The organism is Microbacterium sp. AC132, from assembly GCF_979258525.1.
The window spans coordinates 3463439-3486462 of record NZ_OZ409862.1; the positions used below are offsets into that span (position 1 = coordinate 3463439).

Genomic DNA, 23024 nt, shown 5'->3' on the forward strand with positions numbered 1-23024 from the left:
CGTCTTCGCGACGATCCCGTCGCCTGATCAGGAGGTCCCACCATGGCCGGACACCACACCAACGGAATCATCGATCCCCCCATCGACAACCTGCTCGACCGGGTCGACTCGAAGTACGAGCTCGTGATCTACGCCGCCAAGCGCGCCCGTCAGATCAACGACTACTACTCCGACCTCCACGAGGGCAACCTGTTCGACAACGTCGGGCCGCTCGTCGACTCGTCCGTCGAGGACAAGCCGCTGACCATCGCTCTGCACGAGATCAACGAGGACAAGCTCCGCCTCCGTCACGCCGAGTGACGTCCGATGACCGCACCGCCGACTGATGTCGGCGGTGCGGTCCATCATGGGAGCCACCCCCTTCCTGCTGTCCGATTCCGTTCTGGAGCCCTGATGAGCGCGCTGCGTCTGTTCACGTCCGAGTCCGTCACCGAGGGGCACCCCGACAAGATCTGCGACCAGATCTCGGACAGCATCCTCGACGGACTCATCGCGAAAGACCCCGGCTCCCGGGTGGCCGTCGAGACGCTGGTGACCACCGGTCTCGTCCACGTCGCCGGCGAGATCCGCACCGAGGCGTACGTCGACATCCCGACGATCGTCCGCCAGGTGGTCAACGGCATCGGCTACACCTCGAGCGAGACCGGCTTCGACGGAGACTCCTGCGGTGTGAGCATCTCGGTGGGAGAGCAGTCGACCGACATCGCCCACGGCGTCGACAACGCCCAGGAGCACCGTGACGGGGGCTCCAGCGATCCTCTCGACGGCCTCGGCGCTGGCGACCAGGGCATCATGTTCGGCTTCGCGACGAACGAGACCCCGCAGCTCATGCCCATGGCTGCGTGGACCGCGCATCGCATCGCGGAGCGGCTCAGCGAGGTCCGACGATCGGGTGCGCTGCCGTTCCTGCGCCCGGACGGCAAGACCCAGGTCACTCTCGGATATGAGGGCTTCACCCCCAAGACCGTGGATGCCGTCGTGCTGTCGACCCAGCACCACCCCGACATCTCGCAGGACGACCTCAAGGCTCAGGTGCGCGAGCACGTGATCGATCCGATCCTGGCCTCCACGGGGCTCGATCTCGGCGACCTCACGTACTACATCAACCCCGCCGGTCCGTTCGTGACGGGCGGCCCCAAGGGCGATGCCGGACTCACCGGACGCAAGATCATCATCGACACCTACGGCGGAGCGGCGCGACATGGTGGCGGTGCCTTCAGCGGCAAGGATCCGTCGAAGGTCGACCGCTCCGGCGCCTATGCCACGCGCTGGGTGGCCAAGAACGCGGTCGCCGCAGGACTCGCCGACCGTCTCGAGGTCCAGGTCGCCTACGCGATCGGGGTCGCTCGTCCGGTCGGTCTCTACGTCGAGACATTCGGCACGGGCAAGGTGTCCGACGAGGTGATCACGCGCGCCATCGACGAGGTCTTCGATCTGCGTCCCCAGGCGATCATCGAGCAGCTCGACCTCCTGCGCCCGATCTACGCGCAGACCGCCGCCTACGGGCACTTCGGACGGGAGCTGCCGGAGTTCACGTGGGAGCGCACCGACCGCGCGGAAGAGCTGCGGCGCGCTGCAGGACTCTGAGGGCCGCATGCCTGATGGCGTCCCTTCTCCTCTGACATCGCAGAGTCGGAGGATCGCGCGCGTGCTCTTGGACTCGCCGCTTCCACAGTTGGATCGTCTCTTCGACTACGCCGTGCCTGCGGAGCTCGGAGACGTCCCTCTGGGCGTGCGCGTGCGTGTGCCCCTGCGTACCGCCGGTCGTGTCATCGACGGCTACGTCGTCGAACTCGACACCGAACACGATGGCGACAGGCCATTGTCCGAGGTCGACAGCGTCGTATCCCCTGTGGCGGTGCTTCCGGAGCGTCTCTACCGCCTCGCGCGCCGCGCCGCCGATCGCGCTGCGGGCTCCGCCTCCGACGTCCTGCGGCTCGTCATCCCGAAGCGCCAGGTGCGGGTGGAGAAGGCCTGGAGCGACGACTCCCCGAAGCTCGCCCCATCAGACGAAGCGCTCTCGGCCGCATCCGAGCTGATCGCGTCCTACGACTCGCTCGCCGATGTGCTCGATGCGGGCGGCCGGGCCGCGGTCGAGGCGATCCCCGTGCGCCATCAGGACGATCCCGGGTGGGCGGCTCTTCTCGCGTCCACAGCGGCGCGGACGCTGGCAGCAGGCCGTTCGAGTGTTCTCGTCGTGCCTGACCACCGCGACCTCGATCAGCTGCTCGCCGCTCTCGGCTCGTATGTCCCTGACCAGGCCGTCGTGCGCTTCGACTCGCGCCAGACGAACCCCGATCGGTACCGCGCGTTCCTGCGCTCGCTCGAGGACGCGCCGTGCATCGTGGTGGGCAATCGTTCTGCGGTGTACGCGCCGGTTCGTGCGGGCGTCGTCGCTGTGTGGGACGACGGCGATCCTCTCCTCGGCGAGCCGCTCGCGCCGTACATCAACGCACGGGACGCTGCTCTCCTCCGTCAGGAGCAGGAGGGATCCGCACTGCTGTTCGTCGGCCACACCCGCACCACCGACGTCGAACGCCTCGTCGCCCACGGATGGCTGCAGGATGTCCGGGCCGCGCGTCGGGTGCTGCCGCGCGTGATCCTCAGCACACCCCAGGAGATGGATGCTCCGACTGCACAGCGGATGCCGTCGTCCGCGTTCCTCTCCGCACGCAATGCTGCAGCCGAGGGACCGGTGCTGGTGCAGGTGTCTCGACCGGGGTTCGCCCCGTCGCTGGTCTGCGCCGAATGCCGGGCGCCTGCACGGTGCGCCCACTGCGGCGGACCGCTCGGAGCCAAGCACCGTGGTGCCGTGCCGGTGTGCGCCTGGTGCGGCAGGGGAGCCCGAGCGTGGGCGTGCCCGACGTGCTCGTCGACCAAGCTGCGCCTCGCGTCCTCGGGCAGCGAGCGGACGGCGGATGAGCTGGGCAAGGCGTTCCCCGGAATCCGGGTCATCGTGGCAGACAGCGCTCATCCGGTCGAGCGCGTCGCCGACAAGCCGGCCCTCGTCGTCGCGACACGGGGGGCCGAGCCGCTGGCGGAGGGCGGATACCGTGCCGTGGTCCTGCTCGACGGACCGAGGATGCTCCAGGCTCCCGACCTGCGGATCGGCGAGTCCTGTCTGCGCTGGTGGTCGAACGCGGCTGCACTCGCGGCTCCCGGTGCTCCCATCCATCTGGTCGGCGTCGACGGAGCGATCGCGCGAGCGCTTGCCACCTGGAGCCAGTCCGCCTATGCGAGGACCGAGCTCTCCGAACGTGCGCCGTTGCACATGCCGCCGGCTGCGAGGGTCGCGTTGGTCGAGGGGTCGACGGCATCCGTGGCGAGAGCGCTGGCGTCGCTGCAGGAGCTCGCTCTGCCCTCCGACGCGGTACTCGGCCCGGTGCCGATCGAGTCTGACGACTACCCGCCGCGTGTCCGGGCCCTGATCCGGTTCGACTACAGCGCAGGTGCCAGGGTCGCCACCACGTTGCGGGCCGCGGTCGTCGCCGAAGCGGTCAGCAACCGGCGGGGCAAGGGCAAGTCGACTCGGAGCGCCCTCACGGTTCGACTCGATATCCTCGATCCGGAACTCTGAGCGCGAAGAACCACCTCGCGCTCTCCGATTTCACCCGATCCACCCCCGCATCCCTCCGGAGCACCTTCATGCGTCTCGTCTTCGCCGGCACACCGTCGGCAGCCGTCCCCACACTCCGCCGTCTCGCGGCCGAGCACGACATCGCTGCGGTCGTCACCCGCCCGGATGCGCCGCTGGGCCGCAAGCGGGTGCTCACGCCGTCGCCTGTCGCTCACGCCGCCGACGAGCTCGGACTGCCGGTCATCAAGGCGGCTCGTCTCGACGACGACGCGACGACCGCCATCACCGCGCTCGATGTCGAGCTCGGTGTGATCGTGGCGTACGGCGGACTCGTTCGCGAGCCGCTGCTCTCCGCACCGACGAAGGGCTGGATCAATCTGCATTTCTCGCTCCTCCCGCAGTGGCGCGGTGCCGCACCCGTGCAGCGCGCTCTGATCAACGGCGATGCGCAGATGGGTGCCAGTGTGTTCCAGCTCGTTCCCGCGCTCGATGCCGGTGATGTCTTCGCGACGCGGGTCGTCGCGGTCGCTCCCGAGGCGACGGCGGATGCCGCTCTCGACGCACTCGCTCTCGATGGCGCCGAACTGACGGCGGAAGTGGTCGCGGCCATCGCCGACGGCACTACGCGCGCTGTGCCCCAGGAGGGGAGGCGTCGCTGGCCCCGAAGCTGACTCTCGACGATGGTCTGCTCGATTGGACCCGCCCGCTCAGCGAGGTGTTCGCGCGGTTCCGTGGAGTCACCCCCGAACCGGGCGCCCACACGACCGTCGACGGGATCCGCCTCAAGGTGCTGGAGGCCACTCCCTCGGAAAGCGACGTCGCCCTCGCGCCGGGCGCGTTCACCGCGACCAAGTCCGCTCTCCTCATCGGAACGGCCTCGGCCCCGCTCGCGGTCACGCGGGTGCAGCCCTCGGGCAAGGGCGCGATGAGCGCGGTCGACTGGTGGCGCGGGCAGCGCGACACCGAGAACCTGCGAGCCGGCGCATGAGCGGGCGGCAGGACGACGGCGCACGTCGCGAGCCGCGTCGCGGCGAATCCGGCCGCGGATCCCGTTCGGGACCGAGCACGCCGCGCGATCAGCGTCCACGTGACGGCCAGGCTCGGGGCGGGAAGCGCGACGGACAGTCCCGTGGCCCGCAGCGCACGGCGCCGCAGCGCACGGTGCAGCCTGCGCGGCGCGTGGCCTACGACGTGCTGCGGGCGGTGTCGGAATCGGATGCCTACGCGAACCTGATCCTTCCGGCCGCGATCGCGGACGCAGGACTCACTCCACAGGACGCCGCTCTCGCCACAGAACTCGCCTACGGCACACTGCGACGCCGCGGAACGTATGACGCGATCATCGCCGCGGCCGCCGACAGGCCTGTCGAGGAGATCGACGCCGGTGTGCTCGACGCGCTGAGACTCGCGACCCATCAGCTGCTCGCGACCCGCGTCGCGTCGCACGCGGCCGTCAACGAGTCGGTGAACATCGTCGCCGCCACCCAGGGCCGCGGTGCATCCAGCTTCGCGAACGCCGTGCTGAGGCGAATCTCCCGCGAGACGCCGGGGGAGTGGGAGCAGCGCATCGAGTCCTCCGCGCGGTCGGACGACGAGCGGCTGGCGCTGCGCTCCGCTCACCCCGTCTGGGTCATCCGTGCCCTGCGTCGCGCGTTGGCCGCTGAAGGTCGCGTCGAGGAGCTCGACGACCTCCTCGACGCCGACAACGCCTCGCCGGAGGTCACTCTCGTCGCTCTGCCCGGCCTCGCCGAGCCCGGGGAGCCACGTCGACCGTATGCGCCGACGGCCTACGGATCTCCGGGCGGCGACCCGCACCACGTGATCGCCTCCTCGGGCGGCACGGTGCGTGTGCAGGATGAAGGGTCGCAGCTCGTCGCACTGGCTCTCGCCGAAGCTGCGCCGATCCGTTCCGGCGAACGCTGGCTCGACCTGTGCGCAGGCCCCGGCGGCAAGACGGCGCTGCTCGCGGCGGTCGCGCGACAGCACGATGTGTCGCTGGAGGCGAACGAGGTGGTGCCCACCCGTGCGCGACTCGTCCGCAACGCCCTGCGCGCCGTGCCCGCCGATGTCGTGGTTCATGAAGAGGACGGCCGCACGTTCGGCACCTCCCACGCGGGCCAGTTCGATCGCATCCTCGTCGATGCGCCGTGCACGGGACTCGGGGCTCTGCGGCGGCGGCCCGAGGCGAGATGGCGCAAGACCCCCGGTGATGTCGCCGAGCTGGTGCCGCTGCAGGTCGAACTGCTCTCGGCGGCCCTCGACGCGCTGGCGCCCGGCGGCATCGTCGCGTACGCGACCTGCTCGCCGCATCTCGCCGAGACGACGGGCGTCGTCCAGGAGGTGCTCCGTGGCCGCACCGACATCACGGAGCTCGATGCGCGTGCGGTCCTCGAGGGTGTCGTGACCTCACCGATCGATCTCGGCAGCGACGGCACCGGGCGGGTCCAGCTGTGGCCACACCGGCACGGGACCGATGCGATGTTCCTCGCGCTCCTCCGACGAGCCGACACCGATCAGCGCGACGCCAGCGCCGAGCAAGGAGACTAGAGAGTGGACCTGCCCCGCGCACCGCGCATCAACCCCAGCATCCTGGCCGCCGACTTCGTGAACATGCAGCGTGATCTCGCCAAGATCGCCACTGCCGACTTCGCGCATGTCGACGTCATGGACAACCACTTCGTCCCGAACCTCACGTTCGGGCCGCAGATGGTCGAGCGGATCCAGGCGACCAGCCCGATCCCGCTCGACGTGCATCTGATGATCACCGACCCCGAGCGGTGGGCTCCCGCGTATGCGGAGCTCGGTGCCGCGAGCGTCACGTTCCACCTCGAGGCCGCCGCCGATCCGATCTCGCTGGCCCGCACTCTGCGCAGCATCGGGGCGAGGGCCGGAGTGGCGATCAAGCCGGACACACCCGCGGACGGTCTCTACAGCGTGCTCGAGGAGTTCGACCAGATCCTCGTGATGACCGTCGAACCAGGGTTCGGCGGGCAGGGATTCATGCCCGAGACGATGCCGAAGCTGCGCGCTCTCGCCGACGAGGCGAAGCGGCGAGGGTCGAACGTCTGGCTGCAGGTCGACGGCGGGATCTCCGATGCGACGATCGAGGCGGCGGCCGCCGCCGGCGCAGACACCTTCGTCGCAGGATCCGCGGTCTACGGCGCCGACGACGTCGAGGCGGCCGTCACCCGGCTCAGAGACCGCGCCAGAGCCGCTAGCCTGGAATCGTGAAGACTTTCGACGAGCTGTTCGCCGAGCTCAGCGTCAAGGCCGAGACCCGCCCCGAGGGATCAGGCACGGTTGCAGAGCTCGACGGCGGCGTGCACACGATCGGCAAGAAGATCGTCGAGGAGGCTGCCGAGGTCTGGATGGCGTCCGAGTACGAGTCCGACGAGGCCGCTGCAGAGGAGATCTCGCAGCTGCTGTACCACGTGCAGGTGATGATGCTCGCGAAGGGCCTGAGCCTGCAGGACGTCTACCGACATCTGTGAAGCGCTCCGCCCCACTCGCTTCGATCTGAAGGCATCCCATGCTGCGCATTGCTGTTCCCAACAAGGGCTCTCTCTCCGAGACGGCCGCCGACATGCTCGCGGAGGCCGGCTACGCCGGTCGCCGTGACCCCAAGACGCTCCACGTCGTCGACAGCGACAACGACGTCGAGTTCTTCTACCTCCGTCCGAAGGACATCGCGACGTACGTCGGCTCCGGCGCCATCGATGTCGGCATCACGGGTCGCGACCTGCTTCTCGACGCCCGCATGCCCGGCGCGCGCGAGATCGAGGCGCTCGGCTTCGCCGGCTCGACCTTCCGCTTCGCCGCGCCCTCGGGGCGCTACACCGAGGTGTCCGAGCTCGACGGTCTGCGCATCGCGACGTCGTATCCCGGTCTCGTCGACGCGTTCCTCGATGAGCGCGGAATCGCGGTCGACCTCGTGCCGCTCGACGGTGCGGTGGAGTCCGCCGTGCGCCTCGGTGTGGCCGACGCCGTGGCTGACGTCGTCGAGACGGGCACGACACTGCGTCAAGCGGGGCTCGACGTCTTCGGTCCTGTGATCCTGCAGTCCGAGGCCGTGCTGATCGCCGGTCCGCAGGATGCCGAGGGATCCGAGACGCTTCTCCGCCGTCTCCGCGGCGTCATGGTGGCCCGCCGGTTCGTGATGATCGATTACGACCTGCCGCTCGCTCTGCTCGACGACGCCGTGAAGATCGCCGGCGGCATCGAGTCTCCCACCGTCTCGCCCCTGCGCGACCCCGAGTGGGTCGCGGTGCGGGTCATGGTGGCCCGCGCGCGGGTCAACCCCGTGATGGATGCGCTCTACGCTCTCGGTGCCCGAGCGATCCTCGTCACGGCGATCCACAACGCGAGGCTCTGATGGCGCTCGCGAGTCGCGTCATCCCCTGCCTCGACGTCGCCGCCGGCCGCGTCGTCAAGGGAGTCAACTTCGAGAACCTGCGCGACATGGGCGACCCGGTCGAGCTTGCCCGCCACTACGCGGCGCAGGGCGCCGATGAGATCACCTTCCTCGACGTGACCGCGACGGTCGATGCACGCGCGACGACCTACGACGTCGTCCAGCGCACCGCCGAGCAGGTGTTCGTGCCGCTGACGGTCGGCGGGGGAGTCCGCAGCGTCGACGACGTGTCACGCCTGCTGTCCGTCGGAGCCGACAAGGTCGGGGTGAACTCCGCTGCGATCGCGCGCCCCGAGCTGATCGGCGAGATCGCCGACCGCTTCGGGGCGCAAGTGCTCGTGCTGTCGCTCGATGTCAAGCGGGCCGACACGACCGCATCCGGCTTCGTGGTCACCACCCACGGCGGACGCACGCAGACCACCCTCGACGCACTCGACTGGGCGCGAGAGGCCGCCGAACGCGGCGCGGGCGAGCTGCTCGTCAACTCGATCGACGCCGACGGCACGCGAGACGGCTTCGATCTCGAGCTGGTGAAGCTGATGCGCGAGGCAGCCTCGGTGCCCGTGATCGCGTCGGGCGGAGCAGGCAAGGCCGCAGACTTCGCTCCGGCGATCAAGGCCGGGGCGGATGCGGTTCTGGCAGCCAGCGTGTTCCACACCGGCGCGCTCACGGTCGGCGACGTGAAGGATGCACTGCGTGCGGAAGGAGTGCTCGTCCGATGAGCGACGTCGAAGAGCGCATCGCGCAGGTCGCCTTCAATGACGACGGTCTCGCACCGGTGATCGTGCAGCAGTGGGACACTGCAGAGGTCCTGATGCTCGCCTGGGTGGATGCCGAGGCGCTGCGACGTACCCTCACCACCGGACGTGCGGTCTACTGGTCTCGATCCCGCCGGGAGTACTGGCGCAAGGGCGACACCTCGGGCAACATCCAGGTGGTGCACGAGGCGCGGCTCGACTGCGACGGCGATGCGATCCTGCTGCGTGTCGACCAGACGGGACCGGCCTGTCACACGGGCACGCGTACCTGCTTCGACACGACCGACCTGCAGGCCGTCGAGGGGGCTCCGCAGAATGACGCTCGCACGCAGAGGCCGGTCGATCGCCGTCTCGGGGTTCCTCCTCTCCGGTGCGATCGGCATCATCTCGTCGACGCAGACCTGGCTGACCGTCGCGCGCACCGATGCGGGAGAGGCGATCCTCGTGCCAGGGGCGTCCGCGCTGCCCTTGCTCGCGCCTCTCAGCCTCGCCGTGCTGGCGCTCGGCATCGCGCTCTCGATCGTCGGTCCCGTGCTCCGGCTGATCTTCGGCGTGCTCGCCACCGCTGCCGCGCTCTTCCTCGGGTGGACGACGCTCCAGTTGGTGCTGACCGAGCCGCTGAGCGCCGTCGGCCCCACCGTCACCGAGACGACCGGTCTCGCCGGGAGCTCGGCGATCACGGACGTGGTCGCCGGCATCGAGCTCTCCGCCTGGCCCGTCATGACGCTCATCGGCTGGGTCATCCTGCTCGCGGCATCCCTCGTCGTGCTCGTCACGTGGCGCCGCTGGAAGCGCGGCGGCCGCCGCTACCGCACCGATGCCGCACATGTGGACGCGACCGCCGGCCCCGTGGACGCGATCGATTCGTGGGACGACCTGTCTCGCGGAACCGACCCGACGCGATGACCCCGATAGACTTGACCCGAACCAGCACGTCGTCCCCCGGAGGAGACCATGACCAACCCGATCGCTGACCCCGGCCACGGACACTCGCCTGCCGCATGGACGGGCGTCATCATCATGCTCGCCGGCTTCACGATCGGCACGCTGGCGTTCTGCCTCGCCGAGTTCAGCCCCGTCTGGGTCGCCCTGATCTGGGTCGGCGCGGCCATCATCCCGATCGGCGCGCTCGTGGGCTGGCTGCTCGCGAGGGCCGGCTACGGCGTGAAGGGCCCCAAGTACTCGCCGAAGGCGCACTAATGGTGCTCGCCGACCTCACGGCCGGCGCAGTCGCAGACGCTGAGCGTCGCGCTCTCACCAGGCCACTGGCCGAGGTGGAACGCGATGCTCTCGCACGCCCCGCCGCCAAGGACGCCCTGGCGTTCCTCGCTCCCGCCGAGCGCGTGAAGATCATCGCCGAGGTGAAGCGCGCGAGCCCGTCGCGTGGCGCCCTGGCCGAGATCCCGGATCCCGCTCTCCAGGCGTCGCTGTACGAGACGGGCGGCGCGTCGGCGATCAGCGTCCTGACCGAGGAACGCCGGTTCGGCGGCAGCCTCGCCGATCTCGAAGCTGTCACCGCGCGCGTGTCCCTTCCCGTGCTGCGCAAGGACTTCATCGCGAATCGATATCAGGTCCTCGAAGCACGAGCCGCCGGTGCCGATCTCGTGCTGCTGATCGTCGCGGGGCTCGAGCCGCATGTGCTCCGTGAGCTCTTCGGCTTCATCACCGAGCTCGGCATGACGCCGCTCGTCGAGACGCACTCGGCCGACGAGCTCGAGGTCGCGATCGATCTCGGGGCATCGCTGATCGGCGTCAATGCGCGCGACCTGAAGACCCTCGAGCTCGACCGCGATCTCTTCGGCCGTCTCGTCGACCGGATCCCTGAGACCGCGGTCAAGATCGCGGAATCCGCGGTCCTCACACCTGAAGACGTCAGGCACTACCGCTCAGCGGGCGCTGACGTCGTCCTGATCGGGGAGGCGCTCGTCACGGGCGACCCGGTCGCCACACTCAAGAGCTTCCTGGAGGCGTGATGAGCCTGCGAGACCAGCACGGTCCACTGTTCGGCGACTACGGCGGACGCTACATGCCCGAGTCGCTGATCGCCGCGATCGACGAGCTCTCGGCGGCATACGCCGACGCGATCGTCGATCCGGTCTTCCGCGAGGAGCTGGCTTCTCTGCTCAGCTCCTACGCCGGGCGCCCGTCGCCGCTCACCGAGGTCGCCCGGTTCGCCGAGCACGCCGGCGGAGCGCGAGTGTTCCTCAAGCGCGAGGACCTCAACCACACCGGCTCGCACAAGATCAACAACGTGCTGGGACAGGCGCTGCTGACGAAGCGCCTCGGCAAGACCCGCGTGATCGCCGAGACGGGGGCAGGCCAGCACGGCGTCGCCACGGCTACCGCTGCCGCTCTCTTCGGCCTCGACTGCACCATCTACATGGGCGAGGTCGACACCGAGCGCCAGGCGCTCAACGTCGCGCGGATGCGACTGCTCGGCGCCGAGGTGATCGCGGTCACCTCCGGATCGCGCACGCTGAAGGACGCGATCAACGACGCATACCGCGACTGGGTGGCGAGCGTCGAGACGACCAACTACATCTTCGGCACCGCGGCGGGGCCGCACCCGTTCCCCGCGATGGTTCGGGACTTCCAGAAGATCATCGGCGAAGAGGCTCGCCAGCAGCTGCTCGACGAGGTCGGCCGACTGCCTGACGCGGTCATCGCGTGCGTCGGAGGCGGCTCGAACGCGATCGGAATGTTCGATGCGTTCCTCGACGACGCCGGCGTGAAGCTCTATGGAGTCGAGGCGGCCGGCGACGGCGTCGACACACCTCGCCACGCGGCCTCCATCGAGCGCGGGCGTCCCGGTATCCTGCACGGCGCGAAGACCTACGTCCTCCAGGACGAAGACGGCCAGACGGTCGAGTCGCACTCGATCTCCGCAGGTCTCGACTACCCGGGCGTGGGGCCGGAGCACTCCTGGCTCGCCGACATCGGTCGAGCCGAGTACATCCCGGCGACCGATGATGAGGCGATGCAGGCGCTGCGCCTGCTGAGCCGCACCGAAGGCATCATCCCCGCCATCGAGTCCGCCCACGCCCTCGCGGGCGCCCTGCGCCTCGGACGCGAGATGGGTCCGGACGCCGTGCTCGCGATCTGCCTCTCGGGTCGCGGCGACAAGGACATGGACACCGCGGCCCGCTACTTCGACCTCTACGACGCCGAGGCGCTCGCGCACGATGTCGCCGACGAGAGCGACGCCGAAGCAGCCGCGTCGAAGGGGGAGCCGGAGCTGTGAGCCGCGTGGAACAGGCGATCGCCGCCGCCCATGACGCGGGCCGCAGCGCCTTCGTCGGATACCTCCCCGTCGGCTACCCCGACCTCGAGACGAGCATCCGCGCCGCCATCGCCCTCGCCGAGAACGGCGTCGACATCATCGAGCTCGGACCGCCCTACAGCGACCCGGTGATGGACGGCGCCGTGATCCAGGAGGCGACCACCGCGGCTCTCGCGAACGGCTTCAAGATGAAGGACCTCTTCACGGCCGTGCGCGCGATCACCGACGCCACCGACGTGCCCGTCCTGGTCATGACGTACTGGAACCCGGTGTTCCAGTACGGCGTCGACCGCTATGCGGACGACCTGCTGGCCGCGGGGGAGCGGGCCTGATCACGCCCGACATCACCCCTGACGTGGCAGGGGAGTGGATCGCAGCGAGCGAGCGCACGGGCCTCGACCGCGTCTTCCTCGCCGCGCCCACCTCGACCGACGAGCGCCTCGACCTCGTCGTGAAGTCGTCCACCGGCTTCGTCTACACCGTCTCGACCATGGGCATCACCGGTGAGCGCACCGAGCTCGACCGCGCTGCGCGCACCCTGGTCGGACGCCTGCGCGAGCACGGCGACATCCGCGCCTGCGTCGGGATCGGTATCTCGACCGCCGAGCAGATCGCCGGAGTCTCCGAATACGCGGACGGCGCCATCGTCGGCACCGCACTCGTCCGCGCCCTCCGCGACGGCGGCATCCCCGCCCTCGCAGAGGTCACCCGAAACCTGGCGGTCGGCACGTCGTCGGCACGCCCCGTACACGAGAACTAGAATCGCACTCATGTCCCTCGCGCTCCACAGCACCTTCAGCGGCGTGCTCGCCAGCATCCCGAGCCCCACGGTCTCCTACATCGACCTCGGCCCGCTCCGGATCCACTTCTACGCGCTCTGCATCATCGCCGGCATCATCGCGGCGGTACTGCTCACCAACCACCGCCTCACCAAGCGCGGTGCAGAGCCGTGGGTCGTGATCGACATCTCGATCCTCGCCGTTCCGCTGGCCATCATCGGCGCGCGCATCTTCCACGTCCTGACCCACCCGAACTTCTACTTCGGCGAGGGCAGGAACACCTGGAATCCCTTCGAACCCGGATCCGTCTGGGCCATCTGGGAGGGCGGTATCGCCATCTTCGGCGCCCTCATCGGCGGCGCAGTGGGCGCGTACCTCGGATGCCGCTGGACCGGCATCCGCTTCTGGACCTTCGCCGACGCACTGGCACCCGGGCTCCTGCTCGCACAGGCCATGGGCCGTTTCGGCAACTGGTTCAACAACGAGCTCTACGGTCTGCCCACCGACCTGCCGTGGGGCCTCGAGATCCCCTCCGACAACTCCGCGTTCCCTCCCGGCCTTCCCGAGGGCACGCTCTTCCACCCCACGTTCCTGTACGAGGTGATCTGGAACGGTCTCGGCGTGATCGTGCTGCTCTGGCTGAGCCGCAAGGCGACCGCGTTCCAGTGGGGAAAGCTCTTCGCCATCTACCTCATCTGGTACAGCGCCGGACGTGTGGTCTGGGAGTCGATCCGCATCGATCCGAGCGAGATCATCCTGGGTCTCCGCAGCAACGTGTGGGCCGCCATCATCGGCATCATCGTGGGCATCGTGATCCTCATCGTCCAGTCTCGCCGTCACCCCGGTCTCGAGCCGTCGCCCTACAAGCCCGGCCGCGGCCGGAAGGACCTCGACGCTGATGTAGAATCGCAGAACAATCCCTCCGATTTCGTGGACGTGAGTGAGCCTCCGTCCGAAGAAGTCGCCGCAGGAGCCAGCGCCACAAGCACCGCTCCCACGGACTCGGAAGGCGCTCGATAGCCCACCGGTCCGTGCGGACCCCATCGCATCCACCCGGCCAATGACGCCCCCGGGTCATCCGAAGATCTGAGGACGGTACTGGTGTATTTTCAGCCTCCCTACGGCGCTTCCGGCGCTTACCCCCCGAAGCAGGGCATGTACAACCCGGCGTTCGAGAAGGACGCCTGCGGCCTCGCCATGGTCGCGACCCTCCGCGGCGAGGCGGGCCACGACATCATCGCGCTCGCGCTCGAAGCGCTGCGCAACCTGGAGCACCGCGGGGCGATCGGCTCGGATGCCGGCACCGGAGACGGCGCGGGCATCCTGACGCAGATGCCGGACGCGTTCCTGCGCGCCGTCACCGACTTCGAACTGCCCCCGGTCGGCGAGTACGCCGCGGGCCTGGCATTCCTGCCGCGCGATTCCAGCGAGCGCCGCCAGCAGAAGGCCGGCATCGAGAAGATAGCCCGCTCGGAGGGACTCCGCGTCCTCGGCTGGCGCGAGGTTCCGACGGTCAACGACAACCTCGGAAAGCTCGCCGACGAGGCGCGTCCCGCCTTCGAGCAGCTCTTCGTGCGCGCCGGGGGAGCGACGCACTCTGACGCCCCGCTCACCGGCATCGCCCTCGACCGCGTCGCATACCGACTGCGCAAGCGCGCCGGTCACGAGCTCGGCGCCTACTTCGTGACGCTGTCGGCCCGCACTCTCGGCTACAAGGGCATGGTCACGACGCTGCAGCTCGAGCCGTTCTACCCCGACCTGCAGGACGAGCGCTTCATGTCAGAGCTCGCGGTCGTGCACTCCCGCTACTCCACGAACACGTTCCCCTCCTGGCCGCTCGCTCAACCGCTGCGCATGCTCGCGCACAACGGCGAGATCAACACGGTCGGCGGCAACCGCAACTGGATGCGGGCTCGCCAGTCGCAGCTCGAATCCGAGCTGCTGGGCGATGTCGCGCCGCTGCTGCCGATCTGCACCGACGGTGCCAGCGACTCCGCGTCGTTCGACGAGGTGCTCGAGTTGCTCACCCTCACCGGCCGCAGCCTGCCGCACGCCATCATGATGATGGTCCCCGAGGCGTACGAGAAGCAGTCCGACATCTCTCCGGAGCTTCGTTCGTTCTACGAGTACCACTCGAACCAGATGGAGCCCTGGGACGGCCCGGCGGCGCTCATCTTCACCGACGGCACCGTCGTCGGCGCGACCCTCGACCGCAACGGGCTCCGCCCCGGGCGCTGGACCGAGACGACCGACGGCCTCATCGTCATCGGCTCGGAGACCGGTGTGCTCACCTTCGAACCCGAGCGGATCAAGCGTCGCGGACGCCTGCAGCCCGGCAAGATGTTCCTCGTCGACACGTCGCAGCGACGCATCATCGAAGACGAGGAGATCAAGCACGATCTCGCGACCATGCACCCGTGGCAGGAATGGCTGGATGCCGGTTCCGTGCGGCTCGCGGACCTTCCCGAGCGGGAGCACATCGTGCACCCGCCCGCATCGATCACCCGCCGTCAGCGCACCTTCGGCTACACCGAGGAGGAGGTGCGCATCCTGCTGACCCCGATGGGCCAGAACGGTGTCGAGCCTCTCGGCGCGATGGGATCCGACACTCCGATCGCGGTGCTCAGCGAGCGTCCCCGCCTGCTCTTCGACTACTTCACTCAGCAGTTCGCGCAGGTGACCAACCCGCCGCTCGACTCGATCCGCGAAGAGGTCGTCACGAGTCTGAAGCTCGGTCTCGGCCCCGAGAGCAATCTGCTCACCTGGGGTCCCGACCACACCCGCACGGTGTCGCTCGACTTCCCGGTCATCGACAACGACGAGCTCGCGAAGATCCGTCACATCGACAAGGCTCTTCCCGATCGCTCCAGCGTGACGATCAGGGGCCTGTACCACTTCGACGCCGGCTCGAACACGCTCGAGAAGCGTCTGACCGAGATGTGCGACGAGGTCGATGAGGCCATCGAGAGCGGTGCCGAGTTCATCATCCTGTCGGATCGCGACTCGAACAAGGATCTGACCCCGATCCCTTCGCTTCTCATGGTCTCGGCCATCCATCACCACCTGATCCGTCGTGAGAACCGCATGAAGGTCGGTCTGATCGTGGAGGCGGGTGACGTCCGCGAGGTGCATCACGTCGCGACGCTGATCGGATACGGCGCGTCGGCGGTGAACCCGTACCTCGCGATGGAGACCGTGGAGCACCTGGTGCGCACCGGCTACATCACCGGCATCAGCCCCGAGAAGGCCGTCCGCAACCTGATCTACGCGCTCGGCAAGGGCGTTCTGAAGATCATGTCGAAGATGGGCATCTCGACCGTCTCGTCGTACGCCGGCGCACAGGTCTTCGAGGCCGTCGGTCTGAGCGAGGAGTTCATCGACAAGTACTTCACCCGCACCGAGTCGAAGCTCGGCGGCATCGGGATCCAAGAGATCTTCATCGAGAATCAGGCTCGTCACGATTACGCCTACCCGGAGGATGAGGCTGCTCGCGCTCACGAGCGCCTCTGGACCGGTGGCGAGTACCAGTGGCGTCGCGACGGTTCCCCGCACCTCTTCAACCCGGAGACGGTGTTCAAGCTGCAGCACGCGACACGCGAGCGCCGCTACGACATCTTCCGCGAGTACACCAGGATGGTCGACGATCAGGCGGCGGAGCTCAAGACTCTGCGCGGTCTGTTCTCGCTGCGGACCGGTACGCGCAAGCCGGTGCCGCTCGACGAGGTCGAGCCGGTCTCGGCGATCGTCAAGCGGTTCTCGACCGGCGCGATGAGCTACGGATCGATCTCGAAAGAGGCACACGAGACTCTCGCGATCGCCATGAACAGGCTCGGCGGCAAGTCCAACACGGGTGAGGGCGGGGAGGATGCCGACCGTCTGCTCGATCCCGAGCGCCGCAGCGCGATCAAGCAGGTCGCCTCGGGACGCTTCGGTGTCACCAGCCTGTACCTCACCGAGGCCGACGACATCCAGATCAAGCTCGCCCAGGGTGCGAAGCCCGGCGAGGGCGGTCAGCTGCCTCCGCAGAAGGTGTATCCGTGGGTCGCGCGCACGCGCGGCGGAACACCCGGTGTGGGACTCATCTCGCCCCCGCCGCACCACGACATCTATTCGATCGAAGACCTGAAGCAGCTCATCTTCGACCTGAAGCGGGCCAACCCCGAGGCGCGGATCCACACGAAGCTCGTCAGCCAGTCGGGCATCGGCGCGGTCTCGGCGGGTGTCGCGAAGGCTCTGAGCGACGTCATCCTGGTCTCAGGTCACGACGGCGGCACGGGCGCGAGCCCGATGAACTCGCTCAAGCACGCGGGAACGCCGTGGGAGCTCGGGCTCGCCGAGACCCAGCAGACGCTGATGCTCAACGGCATGCGCGATCGCGTGGTCGTGCAGGTCGACGGCCAGCTCAAGACGGGACGCGATGTCATCATCGGCGCTCTGCTGGGCGCGGAGGAGTTCGGGTTCGCGACGGCTCCGCTCGTCGTCAGCGGCTGCATCATGATGCGCGTCTGCCACCTCGACACCTGCCCGGTGGGCGTTGCGACGCAGAACCCCGTGCTCCGCGAGCGCTTCACCGGCAAGCCGGAGTTCGTCGTGAACTTCATGGAGTTCATCGCCGAAGAGGTGCGCGAGATCCTGGCCGAGCTCGGCTACCGCTCGATCGATGAGATCGTCGGCCGCACCGAGCTGATCGAGGCGAACGCCGCACTCCAGCACTGGAAGGCGGAGGGCCTCGACCTGAGCCCCGTGCTCGAGGGACCGGCATTCCCGGCGAGCGAGCCGCGTCGCAGCCGCCGCACGCAGGATCACGAGCTCGAGAAGCACTTCGACGTGCAGCTCATCGACATCGCCAAGCCGGCGCTCCTCAACGGCGAACCGGTGGTGGTCGAGCTGCCGATCGCGAACACCGAACGCGCCGTCGGGACGATGCTGGGTCACCAGGTCACCTCCCGACACGGCGCCGCGGGGCTTCCCAGCGGCACCATCGACGTCACGCTGCACGGCACCGCCGGTCAGTCGCTCGGCGCTTTCCTGCCTTCTGGAATCGTGCTTCGACTCGAGGGCGACGCGAACGACTACGTCGGCAAGGGGCTCTCGGGCGGCGACATCTCGATCCGTCCCGCTCGCGGGGCTGCCATCGCTCCGCACGAGAACGTGATCGCCGGCAACGTGATCGGCTACGGCGCGACGTCCGGGACCATGTATCTCTCCGGGGTGGTCGGCGAGCGATTCCTCGTGCGCAACTCCGGCGCGACAGCCGTCGTCGAGGGAGTGGGCGACCACGCGCTCGAGTACATGACGGGCGGCGTCGCGGTGATCCTCGGCTCGACGGGTCGCAACCTCGGCGCCGGCATGTCCGGGGAGTGGCCTACATCCACTCGCTCGACAGCGGCAAGATCAACGCCCAGTCGCTCGGCAGCGGCGAGCTCCGGCTCGAACCGCTCGACCGAGCCGACCTCGAAGTGCTGCGGAGCCTGATCGTGGCACACGTGGAGCGCACGGCCTCGCCGCTCGGCTCCGACATCCTGGCACGGTTCGATGAGACCGCAGGCCAGTTCACGAAGGTGCTTCCTCGCGACTACGCGGCAGTCCGCAGCATGCGCGAAGAAGCAGTCGCCGAGGGCATCGACCCCGACGGCGACATCGTCTGGAACCGCATCCTGGAGGTGACCGGTGGCTGATCCCAAAGGTTTTCTGAAGGTCACAGAACGTGAGCTTCCCCCGCGTCGCCCTGTGCCGGTGCGCATCATGGACTGGAAAGAGGTCTACGAGCCCGGCGACCAGGCCGTCCTGAAGCGGCAGGCAGGTCGCTGCATGGACTGCGGCGTGCCGTTCTGTCATCAGGGCTGCCCGCTGGGCAACCTGATCCCCGAGTGGAACGACCTGACCTGGCGCGGCGAGGGCCGTGCGGCGATCGATCGCCTGCACGCGACCAACAACTTCCCGGAGTTCACCGGTCGCCTGTGCCCGGCACCGTGCGAGAGCTCCTGCGTGCTCGGCATCAACCAGCCTCCTGTCACGATCAAGCAGATCGAGGTCTCGATCATCGACGAGGCGTTCGCCAAGGGCTGGGTCGAACCGCAGCCACCGGCCCGCCTGACGGGCAAGACCGTCGCGGTCGTCGGGTCCGGCCCTGCCGGTCTCGCCGCTGCTCAGCAGCTCACGCGCGCCGGTCACACGGTCGCGGTGTTCGAGCGCGACGACCGCATCGGCGGCCTGCTGCGATACGGGATCCCCGACTTCAAGATGGAGAAGGGGCAGCTCGAGTCGCGCCTTCGCCAGATGCAGGAAGAGGGAACACGCTTCCGCGCCGGAGTAGAGATCGGCAAGGACATCTCATGGGCCGACCTGCGCGCCCGCTACGACGCCATCGTGATCGCCACCGGATCCACGGTTCCGCGCGACCTGTCGATCCCCGGTCGCGACCTCGACGGAGTGCACTTCGCGATGGAGTACCTGGTCGAGTCGAACCACGCGGTCGCCGGTGACAAGGTGCCGGAGCAGATCACCGCCGAGGGCAAGCACGTCATCGTGATCGGTGGCGGTGACACCGGTGCGGACTGCATCGGCACCGCACACCGTCAGGGCGCGATCAGCGTCACGAACCTCGCGATCGGCAAGCAGCCAGGCACCGAGCGACCGGGCCACCAGCCCTGGCCGATGATGCCGACGCTGTTCGAGATCTCCTCGGCACATGAAGAGGGCGGCGAGCGGGTCTTCCTCGCCTCGACCGTCGAATTCCTCTCGAACGATGTGGGCGAGGTGCGCGCGCTCCGCGTCGCCGAGACCGAGTTCATCGACGGCCGCCGGGTTCCCAAGAGCGGGACGGAGCGCGAGATCCCCGCAGATCTCGTACTGATCGCGATGGGCTTCACCGGTCCGGAGCAGGACGGCTACTCCGAGGACACCCTCCCGCAGGTGACCGACCGCGGTTCCTTCCGACGTGATGACAGCTACGAGTCCACGGTTCCCGGCGTCTTCGTCGCCGGCGATGCCGGTCGCGGACAGTCGCTGATCGTCTGGGCGATCGCCGAGGGCCGCGCGGCTGCGGCGAACGTCGACCGATTCCTCATGGGGACCACCGTGCTGCCCGAGCCGGTGCGACCACATGAAGTCGCTATCGGTCTCCAGCCCGCGTAGGCTGAGCGGCGGCACCGTCGCCTGATTTCCATCCCCCACTACCCTGGAGCAATCTTTGAGACGCGCGAAAATCGTCGCCACCCTGGGCCCCGCCACCTCCACGTACGAGACCGTGCGTGCACTCATCGACGCCGGAGTGGACGTCGCCCGTCTGAACCTCAGCCACGGTGACTACTCCGTGCACGAGAACAACTACGCCAACGTCCGTCGCGCTGCCGACGATGCGGGCCGCGCCGTCGCCATCCTCGTCGACCTTCAGGGGCCGAAGATCCGTCTCGGCAAGTTCGAGAACGGTCCCTACGAGCTCGCCGAAGGCGACATCTTCAAGATCACGACCGAAGACATCATCGGCAACAAGGAGATCTCGGGCACGACGTTCAAGGGCCTGCCCAACGACGTCAAGCCGGGCGACTTCCTGCTTATCGACGACGGCAAGGTCCGCGTCGAGGTCGTCGAGACCGACGGAGTCACCGTCACGACGCGCGTGATCGTCGCGGGCGCCGTCTCGAACAACAAGGGCATCAACCTGCCCGGCGTCGCCGTCAACGTCCCCGCGCTCAGCGAGAAGGACGAGGACGACCTCCGTTGGGGCCTGCGCATCGGCGCCGACCTCATCGCCCTGTCGTTCGTCCGCAACGCCGAAGACGTCAGCCGCGTGCACGAGATCATGGCAGAGGAGGGCGTCAAGGTCCCCGTCATCGCCAAGGTCGAGAAGCCGCAGGCCGTCGACGCTCTCGAGGAGATCGTCGACGCGTTCGACGCGATCATGGTCGCCCGTGGCGACCTCGGGGTCGAGCTGCCTCTGGAGGCCGTGCCGATCGTCCAGAAGCGCGCTGTCGAACTGGCACGCCGCAACGCGAAGCCCGTCATCGTCGCCACTCAGATGCTCGAGTCGATGATCAACAGCCCGGTGCCGACGCGCGCCGAGACCTCCGACGTCGCCAACGCCGTGCTCGACGGCGCGGATGCCGTGATGCTCTCGGGCGAGACCAGCGTGGGTGACTACCCGGTCGTCGTCGTCGAGACGATGGCTCGCATCATCGAGTCCACCGAAGAGCACGGACTCGAGCGCATCGCCCCGCTGACGAACAAGCCGCGCACGCAGGGTGGTGCGATCACTCTCGCCGCTCTCGAAGTGGCCGAGTTCGTCGACGCGAAGTTCCTCTGCGTGTTCACCCAGTCCGGTGACTCGGCGCGTCGTCTCTCGCGTCTGCGCTCGCGTATCCCGATGATCGCGTTTACACCCGAGCCGAGCATCCGCCGTCGCATGGCGCTCACCTGGGGCATCCGCTCGAAGCTCGTCGACATGGTCCAGCACACGGACCTGATGTATCTGCAGGTCGACGACTATCTGCTCAGCAGCGGCCTCGCCGTCGAGGGTGACAAGGTCGTCGTGATCTCCGGTTCCCCTCCCGGAATCGTCGGCTCGACCAACGACATCCGCGTGCACAAGGTCGGAGACGCCGTGAACGGCGCGGCTCCGATCTACAAGGAAGCCACGGTCTGATCCAGGCAAGAGGCGAAGGGGCGGAGCCACGGTTCCGCCCCTTCGTCGTATCCTTCTCCGCGGAGGCCTGGCGGTTGGTATCGTCTGGCGTGACGGATGCGGCGCGGCCACCAGGGGAGGGGACATCATCGATCTCGTGAGACGGGCCCGCTGGTGGATCGCGGACTACGCCTATGCCGCCTACTGGCAGGTGCGCTCGGCCTTCGACCGCCGCGATCCGTCTTCGTTCGCCGGGGGTCATGCCGCTCCGATCGTCATCCTTCCCGGGGTCTACGAGACATGGCGTTTCATGCAACCGCTGATCACGGCCCTGCATGATCGCGGTCATCCGATATACGTGGTCGATGCCCTGAGACGCAATCAGCGTCCCGTGCGGGATGCAGCGCGGGTCGTGACGGCCTTCCTCGAGCGCGCGGACCTGTCCGACGTGCTGCTCGTCGCGCACAGCAAGGGTGGACTCGCGGGGAAGCTCGCGATGGCCGGCCCGGCGGGGACTCGAGTACGCGGCATGTTGGCGGTCGCGACTCCCTTCGGCGGTTCCCGGTACGCACGGATACTCCCTGTCCCGTCCCTGTGGGCCTTCGCCCCCTCGCATCCCTCGATCGTGGAGCTCGCTCGGCATCAGGACGTGAACGAACGGATCGTATCGGTGTACGCCACCTTCGATCCGCATATCCCCGAGGGCAGCGAACTGCCGGGTGCGCGCCGGAACGTCCGGCTCGACACAGGCGGGCACTTCCGGATCCTCGCGGATCCCCGCGTCCTCGGCGAGGTCGCGTCTCTCTCCGAACCCTGAGCCGGTCGGCCTCGGCGCCCGCGAGCGACGTCTCGTGACCGGTCGGCGCCGCCTCGACATGACGGATTCTCAGCGCATGACGGATACTCTGGTGCTGGCGCACGCCGTGACAGACCACGCGGGCGCCGTGCCCATGGATGAAGCGACCATCGAACCCGCCACGGACGCGCGCCTCGACAGCGCCCGGCCGCCGTGCGGCGTGCCCGGTGCGGGTCGTTCGGTGGCCCCGGTCGACCCTGCTGCGGTGATGGCTGATCCGATGACGTCGGCGAAGCCCGGCAGCATCGGAGTCCGCTACCGCCTCAAGCGTCGATTCCGAACGTGCGACGCGATCGCGTGCGTGCCGGTGCCGCTCGCGCAGACTCGCATCGCCGAGACGATCGCGGCGGACGACGGAGCCCGCATCTACGGTGGCGGCACCTACATGCCCGTGCTGCGTGACGGAGCCCCGGTTGACGCCTCCGACGAGAACCTCGACGCGATCATCCGTGCGGCGGTGCCGACAGGGGTCGTGCTCGCAGAGCATCCTGCCGTCGCGGAGCGCGAACTGCACGCGGCCATGCGGCCCGTACTGGATCGCTACCTTCTCATCGACGATGAGATCTGGTCACTCGTCTGAGGGCTGTTCTCTGATGTGCCGGCGGTGGGACTCGAACCCACACGCCCTTTCGGACAAAGCATTTTGAGTGCTCCGCGTCTGCCATTCCGCCACGCCGGCTCGTGTGTCGCGTCTTCGACTTTAGCGCAGCGGATCAGTGTCGATCCTCACGCGCCGCGGC

At 68.4% G+C, this 23024-nt stretch carries 17 protein-coding genes, 1 tRNA gene and 4 pseudogenes; 21 read left to right on the top strand and 1 reads right to left on the bottom strand.

Features of this window, described 5'->3' with window-relative positions:
• Nucleotides 1-42: 42 nt before the first annotated feature.
• From rpoZ to ACZZZQ_RS16840, 21 genes and pseudogenes are all read left to right on the top strand, one after another.
• Nucleotides 43-300 carry a DNA-directed RNA polymerase subunit omega gene (rpoZ, locus tag ACZZZQ_RS16740; protein WP_042536631.1) on the top strand — a complete coding sequence of 86 codons (258 nt, stop codon included), beginning with the start codon at nt 43-45 and terminating at the stop codon, nt 298-300.
• Between the two features lie 93 nt (nt 301-393).
• The gene (metK, locus tag ACZZZQ_RS16745) at nt 394-1587 is read left to right on the top strand and encodes a methionine adenosyltransferase (RefSeq protein WP_187249656.1); all 1194 of its coding nucleotides are present in this window, start codon (nt 394-396) and stop codon (nt 1585-1587) included.
• Between the two features lie 7 nt (nt 1588-1594).
• The gene (locus tag ACZZZQ_RS16750; protein ID WP_463507976.1) at nt 1595-3577 is read left to right on the top strand and encodes a primosomal protein N' family DNA-binding protein; all 1983 of its coding nucleotides are present in this window, start codon (nt 1595-1597) and stop codon (nt 3575-3577) included.
• 68 nt (nt 3578-3645) lie between these two features.
• Nucleotides 3646-4565 (top strand): annotated as a pseudogene (fmt, locus tag ACZZZQ_RS16755) (methionyl-tRNA formyltransferase).
• Entirely contained in the window at nt 4562-6124 is a 1563-nt protein-coding gene (locus tag ACZZZQ_RS16760) for an RsmB/NOP family class I SAM-dependent RNA methyltransferase (RefSeq protein ID WP_400341022.1), read from the top strand. Before fmt ends, ACZZZQ_RS16760 begins: the two are co-directional and overlap by 4 nt.
• A gap of 3 nt (nt 6125-6127) precedes the next feature.
• The gene (gene rpe / locus ACZZZQ_RS16765) at nt 6128-6808 is read left to right on the top strand and encodes a ribulose-phosphate 3-epimerase (RefSeq protein WP_053096108.1); all 681 of its coding nucleotides are present in this window, start codon (nt 6128-6130) and stop codon (nt 6806-6808) included.
• Nucleotides 6805-7068: a phosphoribosyl-ATP diphosphatase gene (locus tag ACZZZQ_RS16770; protein WP_017202142.1), complete on the top strand. Its 264-nt coding sequence runs from the start codon at nt 6805-6807 to the stop codon at nt 7066-7068. The genes rpe and ACZZZQ_RS16770 overlap by 4 nt, the downstream gene beginning before the upstream one ends.
• A 38-nt stretch (nt 7069-7106) precedes the next feature.
• Nucleotides 7107-7949, top strand: coding sequence for an ATP phosphoribosyltransferase (hisG, locus tag ACZZZQ_RS16775; RefSeq protein WP_053096106.1), 843 nt, complete (start codon nt 7107-7109; stop codon nt 7947-7949).
• The gene (gene hisF / locus ACZZZQ_RS16780; protein WP_053096104.1) at nt 7949-8710 is read left to right on the top strand and encodes an imidazole glycerol phosphate synthase subunit HisF; all 762 of its coding nucleotides are present in this window, start codon (nt 7949-7951) and stop codon (nt 8708-8710) included. Before hisG ends, hisF begins: the two co-directional genes overlap by 1 nt.
• Nucleotides 8707-9054, top strand: a pseudogene (gene hisI / locus ACZZZQ_RS16785) (phosphoribosyl-AMP cyclohydrolase); the annotation flags it as partial. The gene hisF and the pseudogene hisI, both read left to right, overlap by 4 nt.
• A gap of 7 nt (nt 9055-9061) precedes the next feature.
• Nucleotides 9062-9652, top strand: coding sequence for a Trp biosynthesis-associated membrane protein (locus ACZZZQ_RS16790; protein WP_053096100.1), 591 nt, complete (start codon nt 9062-9064; stop codon nt 9650-9652).
• Nucleotides 9653-9700: 48 nt separating this feature from the next.
• The gene (locus ACZZZQ_RS16795) at nt 9701-9946 is read left to right on the top strand and encodes an HGxxPAAW family protein (RefSeq protein WP_053096098.1); all 246 of its coding nucleotides are present in this window, start codon (nt 9701-9703) and stop codon (nt 9944-9946) included.
• 2 nt (nt 9947-9948) lie between these two features.
• Nucleotides 9949-10719, top strand: a complete 771-nt coding sequence (gene trpC / locus ACZZZQ_RS16800; RefSeq protein WP_072592282.1) for an indole-3-glycerol phosphate synthase TrpC — start codon at nt 9949-9951, stop codon at nt 10717-10719.
• Complete coding sequence (trpB, locus tag ACZZZQ_RS16805) at nt 10719-11987, top strand: tryptophan synthase subunit beta (RefSeq protein WP_463507977.1); 1269 nt, start codon at nt 10719-10721, stop codon at nt 11985-11987. Before trpC ends, trpB begins: the two co-directional genes overlap by 1 nt.
• Nucleotides 11984-12786: pseudogene (trpA, locus tag ACZZZQ_RS16810) on the top strand (tryptophan synthase subunit alpha). Before trpB ends, trpA begins: the two are co-directional and overlap by 4 nt.
• 10 nt (nt 12787-12796) lie before the next feature.
• Nucleotides 12797-13825 carry a prolipoprotein diacylglyceryl transferase gene (lgt, locus tag ACZZZQ_RS16815; protein WP_463507978.1) on the top strand — a complete coding sequence of 343 codons (1029 nt, stop codon included), beginning with the start codon at nt 12797-12799 and terminating at the stop codon, nt 13823-13825.
• Between the two features lie 135 nt (nt 13826-13960).
• Nucleotides 13961-18483, top strand: a pseudogene (gltB, locus tag ACZZZQ_RS16820) (glutamate synthase large subunit).
• Nucleotides 18476-19942 carry a glutamate synthase subunit beta gene (locus tag ACZZZQ_RS16825; protein ID WP_463507979.1) on the top strand — a complete coding sequence of 489 codons (1467 nt, stop codon included), beginning with the start codon at nt 18476-18478 and terminating at the stop codon, nt 19940-19942. The pseudogene gltB and the gene ACZZZQ_RS16825 overlap by 8 nt, the downstream one beginning before the upstream one ends.
• A 55-nt stretch (nt 19943-19997) precedes the next feature.
• Nucleotides 19998-21449, top strand: coding sequence for a pyruvate kinase (gene pyk, locus ACZZZQ_RS16830; RefSeq protein WP_053096089.1), 1452 nt, complete (start codon nt 19998-20000; stop codon nt 21447-21449).
• Between the two features lie 136 nt (nt 21450-21585).
• Nucleotides 21586-22245: an esterase/lipase family protein gene (locus ACZZZQ_RS16835; protein ID WP_463507980.1), complete on the top strand. Its 660-nt coding sequence runs from the start codon at nt 21586-21588 to the stop codon at nt 22243-22245.
• A gap of 76 nt (nt 22246-22321) precedes the next feature.
• Nucleotides 22322-22864 carry a hypothetical protein gene (locus tag ACZZZQ_RS16840; protein WP_463507981.1) on the top strand — a complete coding sequence of 181 codons (543 nt, stop codon included), beginning with the start codon at nt 22322-22324 and terminating at the stop codon, nt 22862-22864.
• A 16-nt stretch (nt 22865-22880) separates the two neighbouring features.
• On the opposite strand, the gene ACZZZQ_RS16845 is transcribed toward ACZZZQ_RS16840, so the two are convergent.
• Nucleotides 22881-22963 (bottom strand) — tRNA-Leu (locus ACZZZQ_RS16845).
• Nucleotides 22964-23024 lie beyond the last annotated feature (61 nt).

What these genes read in the sequence shown, in the direction of transcription:
- ACZZZQ_RS16795 (WP_053096098.1), top strand. Translation starts at nt 9,701, where the DNA reads ATGACCAACCCGATCGCTGACCCCGGCCACGGACACTCGCCTGCCGCA.
- ACZZZQ_RS16750 (WP_463507976.1), top strand. Translation starts at nt 1,595, where the DNA reads ATGCCTGATGGCGTCCCTTCTCCTCTGACATCGCAGAGTCGGAGGATC.
- lgt (WP_463507978.1), top strand. Translation starts at nt 12,797, where the DNA reads ATGTCCCTCGCGCTCCACAGCACCTTCAGCGGCGTGCTCGCCAGCATC.
- hisF (WP_053096104.1), top strand. Translation starts at nt 7,949, where the DNA reads ATGGCGCTCGCGAGTCGCGTCATCCCCTGCCTCGACGTCGCCGCCGGC.
- ACZZZQ_RS16760 (WP_400341022.1), top strand. Translation starts at nt 4,562, where the DNA reads ATGAGCGGGCGGCAGGACGACGGCGCACGTCGCGAGCCGCGTCGCGGC.
- ACZZZQ_RS16790 (WP_053096100.1), top strand. Translation starts at nt 9,062, where the DNA reads ATGACGCTCGCACGCAGAGGCCGGTCGATCGCCGTCTCGGGGTTCCTC.
- ACZZZQ_RS16840 (WP_463507981.1), top strand. Translation starts at nt 22,322, where the DNA reads ATGACGGATACTCTGGTGCTGGCGCACGCCGTGACAGACCACGCGGGC.
- rpoZ (WP_042536631.1), top strand. Translation starts at nt 43, where the DNA reads ATGGCCGGACACCACACCAACGGAATCATCGATCCCCCCATCGACAAC.
- metK (WP_187249656.1), top strand. Translation starts at nt 394, where the DNA reads ATGAGCGCGCTGCGTCTGTTCACGTCCGAGTCCGTCACCGAGGGGCAC.
- hisG (WP_053096106.1), top strand. Translation starts at nt 7,107, where the DNA reads ATGCTGCGCATTGCTGTTCCCAACAAGGGCTCTCTCTCCGAGACGGCC.
- trpB (WP_463507977.1), top strand. Translation starts at nt 10,719, where the DNA reads ATGAGCCTGCGAGACCAGCACGGTCCACTGTTCGGCGACTACGGCGGA.